Origin of the sequence: Psychromonas sp. 14N.309.X.WAT.B.A12 (genome assembly GCF_030397575.1) — a bacterium.
Classification (GTDB): domain Bacteria; phylum Pseudomonadota; class Gammaproteobacteria; order Enterobacterales; family Psychromonadaceae; genus Psychromonas.
The window spans coordinates 55,096-71,884 of the sequence record NZ_JAPNXS010000006.1 but is presented as its reverse complement, the minus strand read 5'-3'; the positions used below and the strand labels follow the sequence as shown (position 1 = coordinate 71,884).

The 16,789-nt window shown below is 35.9% G+C and carries 19 protein-coding genes; 12 read left to right on the top strand and 7 right to left on the bottom strand.

All coding sequences use genetic code 11. From position 1 onward, the window contains the following. Positions 1 to 2: 2 nt before the first annotated feature. On the top strand, positions 3 to 374 hold the full coding sequence (locus OW492_RS09335) for a response regulator (RefSeq protein ID WP_290039686.1): 372 nt from the start codon (positions 3 to 5) through the stop codon (positions 372 to 374). A gap of 28 nt (positions 375 to 402) precedes the next feature. Further along, positions 403 to 1,305, top strand: a complete 903-nt coding sequence (locus tag OW492_RS09330; RefSeq protein ID WP_290039685.1) for an HD domain-containing phosphohydrolase — start codon at positions 403 to 405, stop codon at positions 1,303 to 1,305. Positions 1,306 to 1,445: 140 nt separating this feature from the next. Here the strand turns inward: OW492_RS09330 and OW492_RS09325 are convergent, their stop codons facing one another. From OW492_RS09325 to OW492_RS09315, 3 genes are read right to left on the bottom strand one after another with little or no spacing between them, the layout of a single operon-like run. Continuing rightward, complete coding sequence (locus OW492_RS09325) at positions 1,446 to 1,898, bottom strand: YeeE/YedE family protein (protein ID WP_290039684.1); 453 nt, start codon at positions 1,896 to 1,898, stop codon at positions 1,446 to 1,448. 15 nt (positions 1,899 to 1,913) lie between these two features. Next, positions 1,914 to 2,315 (bottom strand): YeeE/YedE thiosulfate transporter family protein, encoded by a 402-nt coding sequence (locus OW492_RS09320; protein ID WP_290039683.1) that lies wholly within the window; start codon positions 2,313 to 2,315, stop codon positions 1,914 to 1,916. 39 nt (positions 2,316 to 2,354) lie between these two features. Further along, positions 2,355 to 2,672: a metalloregulator ArsR/SmtB family transcription factor gene (locus tag OW492_RS09315; RefSeq protein ID WP_290039682.1), complete on the bottom strand. Its 318-nt coding sequence runs from the start codon at positions 2,670 to 2,672 to the stop codon at positions 2,355 to 2,357. Positions 2,673 to 3,029: 357 nt separating this feature from the next. Here OW492_RS09315 and OW492_RS09310 point away from each other — a divergent pair, with 357 nt between their 5' ends. After that, positions 3,030 to 4,694: an FAD-dependent oxidoreductase gene (locus tag OW492_RS09310; RefSeq protein ID WP_290039681.1), complete on the top strand. Its 1,665-nt coding sequence runs from the start codon at positions 3,030 to 3,032 to the stop codon at positions 4,692 to 4,694. Between the two features lie 71 nt (positions 4,695 to 4,765). On the opposite strand, the gene OW492_RS09305 is transcribed toward OW492_RS09310, so the two are convergent. Then, complete coding sequence (locus OW492_RS09305; RefSeq protein ID WP_290039680.1) at positions 4,766 to 5,017, bottom strand: DUF2999 family protein; 252 nt, start codon at positions 5,015 to 5,017, stop codon at positions 4,766 to 4,768. 446 nt (positions 5,018 to 5,463) lie between these two features. On the opposite strand from OW492_RS09305, the gene OW492_RS09300 reads away from it, so the two are divergent. The 5 genes from OW492_RS09300 to OW492_RS09280 all read left to right on the top strand — a co-directional run bounded on the left by OW492_RS09300 (position 5,464) and on the right by OW492_RS09280 (position 9,306). Then, complete coding sequence (locus OW492_RS09300; RefSeq protein ID WP_290039679.1) at positions 5,464 to 6,666, top strand: HDOD domain-containing protein; 1,203 nt, start codon at positions 5,464 to 5,466, stop codon at positions 6,664 to 6,666. Positions 6,667 to 6,879: 213 nt separating this feature from the next. Continuing rightward, a complete protein-coding gene (locus tag OW492_RS09295; protein WP_290039678.1) occupies positions 6,880 to 7,455 on the top strand; it encodes a YceI family protein in 576 nt (191 codons plus the stop codon). Positions 7,456 to 7,613: 158 nt separating this feature from the next. Beyond that, positions 7,614 to 8,144, top strand: a complete 531-nt coding sequence (locus OW492_RS09290; protein ID WP_290039677.1) for a redoxin domain-containing protein — start codon at positions 7,614 to 7,616, stop codon at positions 8,142 to 8,144. Positions 8,145 to 8,231: 87 nt separating this feature from the next. Beyond that, complete coding sequence (locus OW492_RS09285) at positions 8,232 to 8,876, top strand: LysE family transporter (RefSeq protein ID WP_290039676.1); 645 nt, start codon at positions 8,232 to 8,234, stop codon at positions 8,874 to 8,876. Positions 8,877 to 8,907: 31 nt separating this feature from the next. Continuing rightward, positions 8,908 to 9,306: an NUDIX domain-containing protein gene (locus OW492_RS09280; protein ID WP_290039675.1), complete on the top strand. Its 399-nt coding sequence runs from the start codon at positions 8,908 to 8,910 to the stop codon at positions 9,304 to 9,306. Between the two features lie 60 nt (positions 9,307 to 9,366). On the opposite strand, the gene OW492_RS09275 is transcribed toward OW492_RS09280, so the two are convergent. Continuing rightward, complete coding sequence (locus tag OW492_RS09275; RefSeq protein WP_290039861.1) at positions 9,367 to 10,563, bottom strand: MFS transporter; 1,197 nt, start codon at positions 10,561 to 10,563, stop codon at positions 9,367 to 9,369. Between the two features lie 271 nt (positions 10,564 to 10,834). Here OW492_RS09275 and OW492_RS09270 point away from each other — a divergent pair, with 271 nt between their 5' ends. Next, positions 10,835 to 11,287: a hypothetical protein gene (locus OW492_RS09270; RefSeq protein WP_290039674.1), complete on the top strand. Its 453-nt coding sequence runs from the start codon at positions 10,835 to 10,837 to the stop codon at positions 11,285 to 11,287. 75 nt (positions 11,288 to 11,362) lie between these two features. Here the strand turns inward: OW492_RS09270 and OW492_RS09265 are convergent, their stop codons facing one another. Beyond that, a complete protein-coding gene (locus OW492_RS09265) occupies positions 11,363 to 11,746 on the bottom strand; it encodes a PaaI family thioesterase (protein ID WP_290039673.1) in 384 nt (127 codons plus the stop codon). 420 nt (positions 11,747 to 12,166) lie between these two features. On the opposite strand from OW492_RS09265, the gene OW492_RS09260 reads away from it, so the two are divergent. Then, complete coding sequence (locus tag OW492_RS09260; RefSeq protein WP_290039672.1) at positions 12,167 to 13,120, top strand: sensor domain-containing diguanylate cyclase; 954 nt, start codon at positions 12,167 to 12,169, stop codon at positions 13,118 to 13,120. 57 nt (positions 13,121 to 13,177) lie between these two features. Here the strand turns inward: OW492_RS09260 and OW492_RS09255 are convergent, their stop codons facing one another. Next, positions 13,178 to 13,804 carry a phosphoribosyltransferase family protein gene (locus OW492_RS09255; protein ID WP_290039671.1) on the bottom strand — a complete coding sequence of 209 codons (627 nt, stop codon included), beginning with the start codon at positions 13,802 to 13,804 and terminating at the stop codon, positions 13,178 to 13,180. A gap of 115 nt (positions 13,805 to 13,919) precedes the next feature. On the opposite strand from OW492_RS09255, the gene OW492_RS09250 reads away from it, so the two are divergent. Both OW492_RS09250 and OW492_RS09245 read left to right on the top strand, forming a co-directional pair. Continuing rightward, complete coding sequence (locus tag OW492_RS09250; RefSeq protein WP_290039670.1) at positions 13,920 to 14,495, top strand: phosphoribosyltransferase family protein; 576 nt, start codon at positions 13,920 to 13,922, stop codon at positions 14,493 to 14,495. A gap of 310 nt (positions 14,496 to 14,805) precedes the next feature. After that, positions 14,806 to 16,431: a methyl-accepting chemotaxis protein gene (locus OW492_RS09245; RefSeq protein WP_290039669.1), complete on the top strand. Its 1,626-nt coding sequence runs from the start codon at positions 14,806 to 14,808 to the stop codon at positions 16,429 to 16,431. Positions 16,432 to 16,789: the final 358 nt, after the last annotated feature.

Here is a 16,789-nt window from a genome sequence, read left to right as displayed (position 1 = left end):
TAATGAATAAAAAAAGGGTGCTTATTGTCGATGATCAAGGTGAGTTGCGAAAGTTGGTACGTATGACATTAGAGTTTGGTGGCTATGAACTTCATGAAGCCGGTTACGGTGAACGGGCATTGGAGCTAGCAGCAGTTATTCAACCTGATTTAGTTATTTTAGATGTCATGATGCCTGGTGAGATTGATGGTTATCAAGTCTGTGAAAAACTAAAAAGTGGTTCATATGAAAAGGTACCTTACGTGATCTTGTTAACCGCAAAAGGTCAAAGTTCTGATCTACAAGAGGGCAATCGTGTCGGTGCTGATGATTATTTAATTAAACCATTTAGCCCATTACAACTGATTGATACGGTTAAATTAGCATTGCAATAATGGTGTTAATTTGATTATAGGAGGACTTATGTCTGTTAAATATAGCATTGATACTAGTGTTAATTCATTAGTCAATAAACTTGATTTTACTTTATCTTCACTTGAGCCATATCATCATGCATTGAATACGTTAAAAGCTGAAAATGCGGCATTACAATCACAGTTATTTCGATATGCGGAGGATTTTCAAAAGCTATTAAGTGATCGTAATTTAGCCGAAGAAAGTGAAAACGAGAAAAACGCCGCCTATAAACAATTAGAAAGGTTCAATCAAGACTTTATGATTTTGTTAGAGCAAAAAGAGAAGTCTTATCGTGCTCTAGAGTCTTCACACTTAGATACTATTAGGCGATTAGCTACTGCCGCCGAGTTTAAAGACGATGATACAGGCGTTCATATTGTAAGGATGAGTCGGTTTTCAGCCATGATTGCTGATGCTTATGGTCAAAATAATGAGTATTGTAATTTGCTTGAACAAGCCAGCCCAATGCATGATATCGGCAAGATCGGCGTGCCTGATAGCATTCTTAAAAAATCAGGGGTGTTAACGCCTGAAGAATGGGTTGTTATGCGTAAGCATCCAGAATATGGTGCAAATATACTCAGTGGATCCGATGTCCCTGTTTTAAAAATGGCAGAAGAAGTTGCTCTTGCGCACCATGAGAAATACGATGGTTCTGGTTATCCTTCGCAACTTAAAGGAGAAGAGATTCCTTTAAGTGGGCGCATTGTCGCTTTAGCTGACTTTTTTGATGCTTTGACAATGGATAGATGTTACCGAGCTGCTTTTTCTGATCAAAAAGCATTAGCAATGGTTGAAGAAGGCAAAGGAACACATTTTGATCCGAAAGTAGTTGATGCATTTTTCTCTGTCAGCGATAAAATAATTGAAGAGCGAGAAAGAATTAATGAAGCTAACAAGACGAATTAAATTGCAATGTTTGAAGCGGTATAGACTCTACTTTCAGTCATCTAACGACAGTATCTAATTGGTTTCTCATTATTTATTTTATGTGATTATGAGTGATTACTTTAATTGCCCAAGGATATTGTATTCGGTCAATTGTGTTGTTATCGACCCATGATTTGATTTTTAACATTTATTGTTAATTTTTTAAATACTTTCTCTACCAATAGCATACCTATCGACATGCTTATTATAAAACATAATAAGTATAAAGACCCGCTTCCTATGCTGGTTAATGCTGGACCCGGACATAAGCCCACTAATCCCCATCCCATGCCAAATAAAGTCGCACCTAATACTAGTTTTCTATCGACAGCGGTATTTGTTGACCAATTCATTTTATCGCCATTCAGTGCATGAGTTCGTTTTTTAATCATTAAGTGATAGCAAGGTGCAAAGACGACTAATGCACCTAAGATAACAAACGCTAAACTTGGATCCCATTGCCCTGTTATATTTAAAAAACCAATCACTTTAGCTGGATCAATCATGTTGGAAACTATCATTCCGGTACCAAATAGTAGGCCTGAAATTGATGCAGACAGTAATTTTAACATTAGTGACTCTCTCTATTATCTGAATAATACAACAATAATGGCACTACTAATAAATATACAGGTAGCGAAGATAGAACGTTTTGATAGGCGTGCAATACCTATAATGCCGTGTCCACTTGTACAACCATTTCCAAGTTTTGTCCCTATACCCACTAATAAACCAGCGATGGTATACAAGACTATAGAGGGAGTGATTAACGAAGAAGAAGGTAGTGTAGGTGATAAAATAAAGAAACTGATCACCATACCGCCAATAAAAAGCAGACGCCATAAAAAGTCTTTTTTATGAGGTTGCAAGAGACCACTAAAAATGCCACTTATACCTGCCACTTTACCAGAAAATAGCAATAAAATAACTGCTGAGCATCCTAGTAAAGCTCCACCTGCTAGGGATGACCAGGGTGTAAAATTTTCCATAATAGGCCTTTCTTCTTGCTTATATTCTACGTTAATTGGTTATTCTTCGGAGACTAATGTTGGACAGAAGGCTTGTTGCATTGCCTTAAGTAAAATATTAACTCTTTCATCTGCTAAAGAATAAAAAACGGCTTGTGCTTCTTTTCGAATGCTTACCAGCTTATTTTTTCTCAATACAGTTAAGTGTTGTGAAAAAGCTGATTGGCTTAATTTTGTATGTTCGCGTAACTCTGCTACGCCCATCTCACCTGCAGACAATAAACATAAAACCACCATACGATCTTTATGAGCCATTACTTTAAGTAGCTCACTCGCTTCTCCGGCATTTTCATGAATCAGTGCTAATTTGTTGTGCATATAAACTCCTTGGGATAACTGGGAGCACATTATACTCATTAGTGGCCATTTTTATTGGTAAAGGCGGTTTTTTTAGTGCTTTAGTAAATAAAAATAAACTCTTACAGGTTACTCACTCTCTGTAAAAAATCTAAAAATGAGTTGGTCGCTAATATCATTATTACGACACTGTTTATTATCTTAGCAATATAAATTAGATTGATCTACATTAATTAAATCTAAATTAGATTTTTCTATATTAGTTTTATCTAATTTTGTTTGTTATGCTCTCGTATGAATCGTTCATTATTGGTTATTTGATCAATTGTTACGTTTAAATATGCCATTTTGTATTTAGCATTTGTATTGGGAGGTTTTATGTCTAAAAAAATATTAATTGTTGGTGGTGTTGCTGGTGGCGCTTCTGCTGCCGCGCGAGCTCGTCGACTAGACGAACAGGCTGAGATTATTATGTTGGAGCGTGGCGCTTATATCTCATTTGCGAACTGTGGTTTGCCATATTATATTGGCGGCGAAATAACCTCGCGTGATGCATTAATTTTGCAAACACCGGAAAGTTTTAAAAGTCGTTTTAATGTTGATATTCGTGTGCAACATGAAGTGTTGTCTATAGACAAACGGACTAAAACAATCACAGTTAAGAACCTTGTTACTGATATTGAATATGTAGAGTCCTATGATGCGCTTATTTTAAGCCCTGGAGCGAGTCCTTTTGTGCCTAATATTGATGGAGTCGATAATCACTTAACCCATCGCTTACGTACTTTGCCAGATATGGATGTGATAATGACTTCTATAGAGGCTCATAAACCACAACATGCAACAGTATGTGGTGGTGGTTTCATTGGATTGGAGGTAGTAGAAGCACTGCGTCATCGGGGCATAAAGGTGACTTTAGTAGAGTTTGCGCCACAGGTGATGAGCACAGTAGATATTGAAATGGCGAATATGTTACATAATGAATTAATCGCACAGGATGTTACTTTACTACTAGGAAAAGCCTTACAACAAGTTAAACCCTGTAACACTAGTGATACTTCGTTAACTCTAGTATTAAATGATCAGACACAATTAACCACAAATTTGTTAATTATGGCTGTAGGTGTTAAACCTGAAACATCATTAGCCGTTGATGCAGGACTTACTATTGGTGCGTTAGGTGGAATTCAAGTGAATGAATTTATGTGTACCAGTGATCCATCAATATATGCCGTTGGTGATGCGATAGAAACGCCTGATTATGTCACTGGTGATGCAGTGCTCGCGCCATTAGCAGGCCCTGCAAACCGACAAGGGCGATTAGCGGCGAATAACATATTTGGTGCAAAGGAGCATTACTCAAAAACACAAGCAACGGCTATTTGTAAAGTCTTTGATCTAGTTGTGGCGAGTACAGGTTTGAATGAAAAGACGTTATTACGTAAACATATCCCTTATCAAAAAATATATGTGCATACCGCGAATCATGCTGGGTACTATCCTGGTGCTCACCCTGTTAGCTTAAAGTTATTATTTTCACCAGAAAAAGGAGAAATATTAGGTGCGCAAGCTGTCGGCAAAGAGGGAGTTGATAAACGAATTGATGTTATCTCTGTTGCACAACGTGCTGGTATGACGGTATTTGATTTACAAGATCTTGAGTTATGTTATGCGCCTCCATTTGGTTCCGCACGTGATGTCGTCAATCAAGCTGGGTTAGTTGCTTCGAATGTGATTAAAGGTGAAGAAATTGTTTTTCATAGTGATTTTTTAAGCAAGGGTTCTGAACAATATTTGTTAGTAGATGTGCGTGGTGAAGGTGAAGTTGCTAACTCTGGTATGATACCTGGTGCTATTAATATTCCTCTTGATCAACTTCGACAATCGTTAGCTAAATTATCAAAAGATAAAGAGTTATTGGTTTATTGCCAAGTAGGGTTACGTGGTCATGTTGCATCATGTTTGCTAACTAATTTAGGGTATAAAGTGAGAAATATGAGTGGCGGTTATAAAACCTGGCTATTAGCCAATCAAGGGTTATAAGCACAGTTGTTCTCAGTTTATTTATCAAGCATTGAGTCAATAACAGAATGACTCAATGCTTGTATTGATAATTATGAATTTAACTTTTCTTTGGCTGCTTCAACCTTAGCAAAATCTAACCCTAGCTCATCTGTTGCTTCTTTAATCAGCTCTGGATTTGCCATGATTGTTGCCATTAATTGCTTTAATTGCTCTGGTGGAATACCTAGTTGTTGCACTAAACCGAGTGCCATCATCGGGTTGTCAGTAAGTGCTTCAAATAACGAGGCGATCTTTTGGTCGCTAACATTGTGTTTTTTAAGAATAGCTAAAATTGGGTTCATGGGAGACCTTTCTATTTGGTGAATCTGTTATAGCCTATGTAACAGGCGTAATATAGTAGATGAGCTATTATTCAACGAGTCAAATCACTTTACCAGTTATTTCACTATTTACTCACATACTATGCATCTTTTAGGGTTAAAAAAGTAATAACCTGGAAATTTGTAAATGACACTTTTAATACCTAAAAATAGGATTTTAAAGCTTTATTCTTTGTGTTTTTACGGCTATCTGTAAAGGCTAACATTTATCCGTGTTATGCTATATTTTTTACGCTTAATGATCTCCTATTTGTATTTTTAGTGATATAGTTTCTTAAAAAATCTATCATTCTTGTTAAATATCAATTGTTAGCATATTTATTACTAGCATACTTAGCAACAAGGAAAAGGTTGCTAAACTCATGATTAGTTAGCCAAGGAAATGATCATTTTATTATGGGTGGGATATGTCTTCTTATGTAGCGCGACAACCGATTGTCGATATAGATAAAAAAACCGTTGCTTTTGAGTTATTGTACCGAGATGGGGAAGAGAATTCGTTTCCTGATGTCAGTGCAGATTACGCAACTAAAAGTATACTGGTTAATCAAATACTCGTTCATCAAAAACGTATTCTTGATGAGAAAACTGGGTTTGTAAATTTTGGTTACGATAGTCTTTTAGAACGCCTGCCATTTGATTTTCCACACAAAAACTACGTTATTGAAATATTAGAAAACTGCCCACCTAGTGAGGAGTTGTTTAATATAGTTGTTGAGCTTAAACAGAAAGGTTATACCGTTGCACTAGATGACTTTGTACCTAGTAAAGAATGGCGTCGTTTTTATCCTTATATCGATATTATCAAGTTCGATATTACTACCTACCCGTTAAATAAAGCAGCGGAATATTTAAAGAAGCTGGCAATTTACGATATCAAGTTCTTAGCTGAAAAAGTAGAAACTTATGATGAGTTTAATCAAGCTAAAGGTGCCGGTTTTGAGCTATTTCAAGGGTACTTTTTTAGTAAGCCTGAGATTATTCAAAGTAAAATTTTAGATTCTACGGTGAGTTCAAAAATTCAGTTGTCAGTTGCTATTTCACAGGAAGAATTAGACCTTGTTTTAATAGAAAATATCATTGCAAGTAATCCTGGCTTGTCTTTTAAACTGTTAAACTTTGTTAATGAATATTCAATGTTAAGGTCTCCTATAAAATCGCTGCAACAAGCATTAGTTTATCTCGGAGAAGATAGAGTTCGTAAATTTATCACCTTTGCCGTTATCAAAACATTAAATTCTGATAAGCCTTCTATATTAAGTAATATGTCACTGCAACGTGCAAAATTCTTTGAAATGTTATTGTCTTCAATGGGGTTAGAGCATAAAAAAGAGTTAGGCTATTTATGTGGGATGTTATCAATCATTGATGCGTTGTTGGATGCTGATATGGAAGCTATTTTAACCCCGCTTAATATCAATCAAGAGATAAAAGATGCGTTGTTAGGAGGTGAGGGGATCTTGAATAAGCTCATTAAACTAGCCGAAGCTGTTGAAATATCTGATTGGAAGACAATTGATCAATTAACGAAAGTATTGGGTATTACTGAATCACAAGTTATTAACTCTTCTGTTGAATCTACTCTTTGGGCTGATGAAATATCTGCCTGATCCTCATACCGATTATGTGCATTAACTAATCGGTATTATTAAATCTCTGTTAACTGATTGATTAAATGTTCATCTTTGATATTGTTGTTAGGCTTTACTATAAGCACTGTAGTCAACTATCCACCGTAAATATGGAATGATTGTACTTAACATGATGTTAAGACGATGGTATTTGTAGGTTTTTTAATTTAACTAAAATTAATGGAGATTTTCATGAAAGTGCTATCAGGACTTGCATTATTTCTTACTTTTTTATCACCAAATGTTTGGGCTCAATGGGACTTATCCAATGAAGACTCTCAACTTAATTTTGTAACAGTAAAAAGTTTGAAAATAGGTGAAGTTCATCGCTTTGAACATTTAATGGGGTCGATTAGCGATACCGGCCAAGTGACTTTAAGTATTGATTTAGATAGTGTTGAAACCAATATTGGTATTCGAAACGATAGAATTAAAAAAGAGTTGTTTGAAACAGACAGCTTTTTAAAAGCGACAGCTAGTGGTTTTATTAATGTTAATAAACTGGGTCGATTGGAAGTTGGCGATACCTATAAAGAGTCGGTGCAACTTACCTTGTCTTTCCATGGTATTGCGCATAAAGTCATTAATGAAGTGCAAGTGACCAAACTTAATAATAACAAACTATTAGTCACATCATTAATGCCGGTAGTACTTAATGCAAGTAACTATGGTATGACTGAGGGGGTTGAAAAGCTGAGAGCATTAGCTGGGCTACCTTCAATCAGTGATGCAGTACCAGTTACTTTTAGTTTGATCTTCAATCCTTGACACGTTCTTAGGTCTATTACATCCATCACTCTCAATGATTAACTCAAAGTAAATGGGTATCATTAATGATCGGTAATATGTAAGCAAATTGAATATTACTGATAGTCGTTAAACTAAATATATTCACTTATCTTCACTATTTTAAGGAGTCATATAAGATGCATTCATCATTAACAGCGGGTTCATTGTTTCCTAAACTAATGGTTACTGACCTAGACGAAAATACCATTGAATTAGGTAAAATATCAGCTAATGCCGATTGGAAAATGGTTGTTGTTTATCGCGGAAAACATTGTCCATTATGTACAAAATATCTTAATTTATTAGAAACTTATAAAGAAAAAATAGAAGCGAATGGCGTTGAAATTGTTGCCGTATCTGCAGACAGCAAAGCACAACTAACAGAGCACTTGTCAGCCTTAGAAGTCTCTTTTCCTGTTTATTACGGTTTAACTATAGAGCAGATGCAGTCGTTAGGTTTATATATTTCTAACCCTCGTTCAGAGAAAGAGACCGACCATCAATTTGCAGAACCTGGCATGTTCGTTATTAATGAAAAAGGGCAGGTACAAGTCATTGATATTTCTAATGGCCCATTGGCGCGTCCTGAAATAGGCACATTAGCGGCAGGCTTAGAGTTTATTAAATCACCGGAAAATGATTATCCTATCCGCGGGACTTACCAATAAACCATTAGCTTTCAGGTAAACAGTATTAATGTTTACCTGAAACTGTTAGGTAATTAAGGGACTTAGTCGTTAATAAGAGTTAATAAAATGGAATTAAATGTTTGGTTAGTTTATATCAGTGTAATCAGTTTATTGCTATTTAGTCCCGGTCCCTCTGCTATTTTGTGTATTTCAGACGGTGTTAAATTTGGTTATAAAAAAGCGATTCCAACCATTTTAGGTGGCGCATTATCAGCGTTAATTTTGATGACTATCTCTGCTATAGGGTTAGGTGCGGTGTTGGCCGCTTCTGAGACCTTATTTTTAGTGATTAAATTACTTGGTGCAATCTACCTTGTTTATTTAGGTTGGAGTGCGTGGCGGGAAGGTGCGATTAAACTACCTGAGACCCAGATGAATACACCTGTTTTAGCAACTTACGCCGCCCATAAGTTATTTAAAAAAAGTTTTATGGTTGGGATCAGTAACCCTAAAGATCTGTTATTTTTTATTGCTTTGTTCCCTAGTTTCATGAGCTCAGAAGCACCTCAATTGCCGCAGTACATTATTTTAGCCAGTACTTGGTTTTGTCTCGAATACTTGTTTATGTCTATTTATACCGGTTTAGGTGCAAAAATGGCACCGTTGTTTACTAACCCTCGTCCAATGCGTTGGATAAATCGTATTTTAGGCAGTGTATTTATTAGTTTAGGCAGCATGTTGGCTATTTCAGCATTATTAGGCAGAAAGTGATAAATCTTATTTATGTTAGTTAAGGAAAAATGTGTCAAAAGAAATAGATAAATTAGCTTGGTTATTGGTACATGACGGTAAGTTATTAGTTGCTCGATCACATAACAAATCTTTGTTTTATTTACCCGGTGGAAAGCGTGAATCAGGGGAGTCTGATCAGCAAGCTTTAAGCCGTGAGGTAAACGAAGAGTTATCGGTTAACCTGATTAGCAATAGCATTGATTACGCAGGTACATTTAGTGCAGTGGCAGATGGTCAACGAGAGCCTGCTACCGTTAAACTTACTTGTTACTTTGCGAAGTTCGCAGGGGAATTAAAGGCTAGTGCAGAAATAGCCGAAATTAAATGGTTAACTTATCAGGATAAAGCACTTTGTTCAGAAGGGGCGATTCAGGTATTAGAATGGCTTAAAAAGAAAGGGTTAATATAATTGTTATAACCCTTGAATTGATTTTAAGTAAGCGACAGGTAGCCATTACCTGTCACGTCATTAGACATCTTTATCCAGTTTAATATCACGTCCCCCTAGATAGCCAAACACACCCGATAAAAGGCACGTAATAGCGCATAACCAAATAGTTGTTGTCCAGTTTTCAAAATAAGCGTGTAGCATACCTGTGAACATTGGCCCTATCGCAGCTAAGCTATAACCTACACATTGTGCCATGCCAGATAGAGATGCTGCCTGCTGCGAGTGATTTGTGCGATAACTAATATAGGACAATCCAAGAATAAATATAGCTCCAGAAGAAAAGCCTATAAAAATAGACCAAATTAATGCCGCACTTGGTAAATACAATAAACCTAAGAAGCAGATAAAACCAATCAGCGCTAAAGAGATAGCTAAAATACGTTGATCTTTTAGCTTTGCTAGTAAGGGGATCAAAACAAGTCCGGGCGTTGCCGTTGCTAATTGGAAGGTCCCATGTAAAACACCTGCTTGTTGTGCTGAATAGCCGCCATCCATTAGGATGTTTGGCAACCAGGCGATAATGATGTAAGTAAAAAATGAATTTAGGCCTAAGCATAAAGTGATTTGCCAAGCTAAGGCATGATGCCATATTTTACTATTTGGCGCGGACGCTAAAATATCTTTGGTCGGTTTTGTATGTAGTTTTAATTGTGGCAACCAGACAATTATACTTGCTAAAGTCATGACGCCATAACAAGATAAGGCAACAGCCCAACCGATATTTTTAAAAGTAGCTAATGGAATAATTAACGCTGAATAACTCCCTGCAAATATACCCATGGCCAGTACATAGGCAGAGGTCATCAATGCAACTTTATGTGGGAAGTCACGTTTAATTAAACTCGGCAACAACACATTACCAATCGCAATACCGACACCAATAATCGCAGTACCAATATAAAGGATAAATACAGAGTCAATAAGGCGAGAGCTTAAGCCTATACCAATCAATATTAAGGCAATAAATAGTGATATTTCTAAGCCTTGCTTCTTGGCTAAATTAGCGGCAACCGGAGAGGCAAGGGCAAAGGCTACTAGTGGTAAGGTTGTTAACATTCCAGCCTGTGAAGAGTTAAGTCCAAAATATATAATGATTTGATCTAATACTGGGCCAATACTGGTGACTGGACCACGTAAGTTAGCAGCTATTAGCAATATACCTAAAACTAAAATAGAAGTGGCAAAACGAGAACGTGTGGGCATGGGCAATGACATAGTAAGCTCAGGTAATAAAAAAGAACCAGGATAATAGCAGATAGGCATAGTTAATCGTATGATCTTCATACTTTTTATTGATTTATTTTTAGGTAATAAAATAGATACTTGTTGAGATTAAATTTTACATGTCTTATTAGCTTCGCTTCAGGTAAGATCTTGCCTATTTTTATCCATAATACTCAGCAAGTGATCGTGATGATTCTGTTGAATACAAGTTATTTCAAAGCATATGATTGAAGTAACCTTATAAATCTTTAATAGGAATAACATGTTAATTGTTGATTACCAAAGTAAAAGCTACTTCCGTTTTTTAAGTAATTTGCCGCAAATTGCACTGCATAAAACGCGTTTTTTAATTACCTTTAATGGTGGAGATGAATCTCAACTTTCTGATTTTAACAAAGCACTAACCTCTGAAACGAATAGTGGCATACAAAGTAATAATGTCATTGAACAAAAAGCATCTGAAGAAGAGGTTGCTGCGCTATTTTCTCAAGCACGTGATACGCGAGATATATTAATTTTTGAAAAGGCAGATCGTTTATTCGATAAAAAAACTGCTGTGAAAGCATCGCATGAGCGTGATAACGGCTTTGATTTAAACAATCTATTTAAGCAGATAGCTAAACATAACGGTATTATCGTACTAGCACCTCAACACAAACAAATTTTAAGTGCTTCTATGTCAACAAAAATGGACGTAATGATTCGTTTTAAATAAATGACATAGCAATGACAATGAGCATATTTGATAGTTCATTGTCACAGATATTTCAATCTCTAACGAACAGTATTACTAAGTGTCTGCGATAACAGCATAAGTTCCAGTGGCATAGGCAACTAACACTTCTTTTTCATCGAATAATTCAATGGTCACAAATGTGGTTGTTCTGCCTTGTCGCTTAACACTTGCCGATGCTAATAAATACTTTCCTAATGCAGGCTTTAAGTAGTTAATTTTAATTTCCATGGTAACTGCGGTAAAGCCTGCATCTAAGTTGGAAACAGCTGCATACCATCCCGTATTGTCCATTAATGTAGAAATAACTCCCCCATGAACAAACCCTTTATGCTGAAGGTGATAAGGCTCAACATATAATTCAACGTTTGCTTGGCCATGCGTAAAATCTTTAAGTTTAGCGCCAGTGTGCTCTAAAAAAGGGAAGTAGATCTCTTTCATTAATAGGTTCCTTAAGAAACATTAGATTTATTTGTAATATATTGTTTGCTAGATAACTAGCGAATCAGGTGAGATATCTTTTAGTTATCTCGGACAGGTAATCAACAACACAGGTAATCTTTCACTGGTATTAATATACATTATTCAGGCATTGTATAAGGTGAGAAATTGATTACAACTAATTGTTGTTTAGAGAAAAATAACTTAATTGAATGCTCGGTAAGTTTCAAATAGTTTACTTTGCCGAGTTACTTTAATAAGCTTGAAATCTCTATCTTAAACTAAGTTATTTTTAAGTATTATGGATAAAATCAATACTGGATGTTATTGTTTCAATATATCAAAATTAACACTTAAGTATTAATTTCAGTGTTTAAGTTGCTATAGTCTAAGGGCTTGATTTTTTATTTAGGATTATTTATGAATAAACCAGATATTCCGAGTAATGAAAAACAACGTTTGGCCATGCTTAGGTCTTTGGAAGTATTAGACACATTGGCAGAAGAGCGTTTTGATCGCATTACTCGACTTGCTAAACGTTTGTTTGATGTACCGATTGCTTTAGTGAGCCTAATAGATGAAAACCGTCAATGGTTTAAGTCATGTATTGGACTTGACGTTAATGAAAGTCCGCGCGAAACTTCTTTTTGTGGTCATGCGATTTTAGGTGATGATGTATTCGTTATTCCAGCTGCAAGTGAAGATTTGCGTTTTTATGATAGCCCGTTAGTCGTTGATGAACCTAAAGTAGAGTTTTATGCTGGTTGTCCTTTAGCGATCAATGGGTTCAGATTAGGAACAATGTGTATTGCCGATCATCAAGCACGTGAATTCAGCAAAGAAGATTGTGATATTTTAAAAGATTTAGCGAAAACAGTTGAGTTAGAGTTATCTGCTATGCAAATGGCGACTCATGATGACTTAACTGGATTATTGAATCGCCGTGGTTTTCTTTCTTTAGCACAAAACTCTCTAAACCTATGCAATAGAAACGAACTCCCAGCGTCTTTAGCTTATCTTGATTTAGATCGTTTTAAAGCCATTAATGACAATTTTGGACACGCAGTTGGTGATCAAGTAATAAATATTTTTGCAAAGTTACTCGGGGATACATTTCGTTCTTCAGATGTGATTGGACGTTTAGGAGGCGATGAATTTGTGGTGCTATTTAGTAATACTGATGCGGATAATGCTGAGCAGTTAATGTCAACTTTAGCAATGTCTTTAAAGGTTGAACTTGATAATAATAATGTAGACTTAGATGTTTGTTTTTCATTTGGTATTACTGAGTATGAGGTAGAAAAACATCGAGATATACAAGCTCTATTATCTGATGCAGATAAAGCCATGTATAAATTTAAGCATAAGGAATAAAACGAGAAAAATAACTAAGTGGTTAAAGGTACTAACCACATTAACTAGCTTATCGACTCAGGCGTTAGTATTATTTACTTGACCAATCGATTTTTCAGTGAAAAGTTCTGGCACGATAGAAGTATAAGCAAAAGATTTATGTTGTTTTATCTCGTCTAATGATAACCCCTGAAGCTCATAGGGAAACACTACCCAATCATCTGTAGCGTGTATAAAATAATCAGGCCCAGTGGCATCTTCAGCTAATGTTTTTTTCTTCCATACGGTGGCAATACGTACATCCTCAGGCATATTGCGCTTGAGCCTTGCTTTTAATTCATTGATAACCGCATCTGCATTTTTTCCTGAGCGATACATATCATCAACTATCAGTAGTTTATCTTCAGCATTAAGCTTTTTAACCAAGTAGGTAAGACCATGAACATGAATCGGGTGATCTCCTTTTGCTTGCTGGTGATAACTATCGAAACCACCGTAAGAGGTGCGGATTGATATATGATCAGTATGTACACCTAATGTTTGTAAACACTCTTGTACATAAATACCCACAGAACTACCGCCTCTCCATAAGCCCACAATGAACGTTGGTTTAAAGTCACTGGCAATAATTTGTGTTGCTAATTGGAAGGATTCCTCGATTAAGGTGTCTTCATCTAAAAATATTTTTTCGTCGTATTTAGCCAAGAAATCACCCATATATTATGATATGTTTAAAGGAATTTAATCAAAAAATTAGAACATAAAGTCACTTTATATTCAATCATTAGTGGCATTATCTTTAACTAGATTTGGAAGTCATATGGCAGAAAAACAATATTTAACCGCACAGAATTTATTAGAAGACTCTTATGCATTAGCTCGGCAAATATTGGATAGTGGTTTTAAACCTACCTTTATTGTTGCCATATGGCGTGGTGGAGCACCTATTGGGATTGCTGTCCAAGAATTTTTAGCAGTACACGGTATTGATTCTGACCATATTGCTATTCGTACTTCTTCTTATGCTGCGGCGATTGACCAGCAGCAAAAAGAGGTTAAAGTGCATGGTTTAAATTATCTGGTTAAAAACCTTGAACATCATGATCGCTTATTATTAGTCGATGATGTTTATGATACGGGGCGTTCAATTGAGGCTATTATCCAAGAGTTACAACGTAAAACACGATTAAATATGCCAGAAGATGTGCGCGTTGCAGTACCTTATTTTAAGCCTTCACGTAATCAAACCAATAGAGTACCTGATTATTATCTACACGAAACCGATGCTTGGTTAAAGTACCCTCATTCTTTAGAAGGCTTATCGGCTGAAGATATTGCAGTTAAACGTCCACGTTTATATGAAATTATTAAAGACTTTTTGCCTACTGAAAAATAAGTAACGTTGGCAATATTTATAATGAAGAGCGGGCTTCCTGTACGCTCTTTTTGTTTTTCCTAGATAGATCTCAATAAAGAGGCGACTATTCAACCGTTTTTAAATAAAACTACCTTCCTATGACACCTTGATTTTCAATAAACTAACTAATCTAACCTATTAAATCTAATAGAACTTTTTTACTTTTTCTCTTTTTTATATTTTATCTCAATATAAGTAATTTTTTTATCTTTAAGTGGATTAATTGAGAGTTACACACTAGGCTCATTAATTGAATAATCCTATTTACCCCCTTATTTTGAGAAACTATATGACCATTAATTTACGGTTAGTCATTGGCTTTGGTGTTGTTATTTTAATGATGCTTGTTTTGAACTTTATTAGTATTCACCGAGTTAACTTTATTGATTCAACGATCACACAGATAACCGATGTAAACTCTGTTAAACAACGTCATGCTATCGATTTCCGAGGTAGTGTCCATGATCGCGCTATTGCGCTTCGTGATATTACGTTAGCTAGGACAGAAGTGGAGCTAAATACAGCTATTGATGATTTACAACGACTAGGTAAAAGTTATCAGCGCTCAGCGGTAGAGATGGATAAGATTATCTCGTCTGATAAAGCGACTAACAAAGAGAAAAACATTTACGAAAAAATTAAAAAAGTTGAATCTCAAGCAATGCCATTGGTGTCTCTAATCATTGAAGCTAAGCGAGCTGGTGGTATGACTGAAGCTAATAATATACTACTTAATCAGGCAAAGCCTGCTTTTGTATCTTGGCTATCTACCATTAATCAGTTTATTGATTATCAAGAATTGGCGAATCAAAATGCAACAAAGGAAGTAAGGCTTGTTGCTAGTACATTTCAAGGATGGATGCTTAGTCTAACAAGTATTGCGATTATCTTAGGGGGATTCATTGCATACCGTATTAGTTACCAAGTCAAGATGTCTGTTGGTGGAGATCCACAAGAAGCGGCAAAAGTAGTCTCTAAGATTTCTCAGGGCAATTTAGCTGGTGAGGTAAAGTCATGTTGTCCTAACAGTATGATGGCTTCTATCGGAGTCATGCAGCAGCAACTAAAATCAACAGTGAATAATATTATGGCTTCTTCTTCTGAATTATCGGAGCGAGCTACTTCAGTTGCAGCCGGTTCTTTACAAGCATTAACGGCCGCTGATAAACAAGTCGAACAGACTCATAGTGCACAACTAAGCCTAGAGTCGATGAGTCAGAGCATAGATAATGTTGTTGATACAGTGAGACAAACTGAGGACAACTCAAAGGTTACTGCAGAGTTAACACAACACGGTAAATCAGCAGTTCAGAATGTCGCGACTGAAATTGAAAACATATCCACCACGGTTAATTCTACAGTTAAACAAATCAGTGTATTACAAGATAGAACACGAGAGATTGGTGAAATTATTAATGTAATTCGAAGTATCTCTGATCAAACAAATTTATTAGCATTAAATGCAGCAATAGAAGCTGCTCGTGCTGGTGAATCTGGCAGAGGGTTTGCCGTTGTTGCTGATGAGGTACGTCAATTAGCGATAAGAACAGGCGATGCGACTGGTGAAATTGAAGCTATGATTAACCAAGTTCAGGGAGATACAGAAGCATCTGTAGCTGCAATGGAAACAACCGTACCACAAGTTGAAAAAGGATTAACGTTAACTCATCAAGCCAATGAGTTACTAAATGATATTCAGCGCCAAGCAGATGATTCCTTAGTTAAAGTGCTTGAAGTGGTCAGTGCAACTAACCAACAGGTTGCTACTATATATGAGGTCTCTAAAGGAGTTGAAGCGATATCTGTTATGTCGAAAGAGACAAGTGAAACTTTACAAAATAACTTCAATCAAGCAGAGTTATTGGAAACCTTATCTAAAAGCCTAAAAAAAGAGACTGAATACTTCAGTGTTTAAATACGAATCAAAGCGAAAAAAGGGGGGGGTATAGCGTTAATAACCTCTTTTTTACGCTTATATTGTATGATTTATTATTCGATTTTTGATTATACTCTGAGCCGTAATTAAGAGAATAAATTATTCCGTTATTGGGTGCTTAACATCCAAAATTATCAACGCATAAACTCTCCTAACAAAAACTTGAAATACCCTACAGAGTGTTATACGTGCTCAAAAATAGTTATTTTAAGTCAATAAAATGTCATTTATTAATTAATTTGAATAAATGGTCAAGATTGCTTAGCACCAATAAAGAGCGTTACTTGACCTTTTGGTCAGCAATGATTTCCCTTTTAGCTATTCATATCGCACATTT